Source organism: Arthrobacter sp. NamB2 (genome assembly GCF_005281365.1).
In the GTDB taxonomy this organism is placed as follows: domain Bacteria; phylum Actinomycetota; class Actinomycetes; order Actinomycetales; family Micrococcaceae; genus Arthrobacter_D.
In genome coordinates, this window is sequence record NZ_SZWI01000025.1 from 1 (window position 1) to 469 (window position 469).

General features: G+C 64.2%; 1 pseudogene. It reads right to left on the reverse strand.

The window, feature by feature from the left end:
* Positions 1-469 (reverse strand): annotated as a pseudogene (locus FDK12_RS14975) (DUF11 domain-containing protein); the annotation flags it as partial.

Here is a 469-nt window from a genome sequence, read left to right on the forward strand (position 1 = left end):
GGACGTCGATCGCGTGGACGTGTTCGTCACGTCGATGCCGTACACGAGCTCCCACCGACCATCCCCGATCGGAGTGGCCGAGACCAGCTCCTTGTCGTGCGTCGGGACACCGGTCACCTCGAAACCAGCCGGATCGGACGGAATCGTCGGGGGCACCTCGGAGTCCTCTGGCGTATCCGCGGTAGCAGAGGCTGTGTTCACCACGGTGTCGGGGCCACCCTCTTCCAGGGTGATCTGGTATTCGTGAGATGCCAACTGCCCCGGCTCCAGCGAATCGATGACGAACTCGCCCAGCTCCGGCTGCAGATCGTCGGTAACCTCGACGTTCGTCAGGATGCCCTGTCCGGTGTTGGTGACCACGATTCGGTACCGCACCGCGTCTCCGACCTGGAAGCTCGGGTATTCGGCGACGTCGTTCGCGTCGCGCCAGACGCCCTCACTGTCCTGGACGTACTTCTTGAGGGACGCG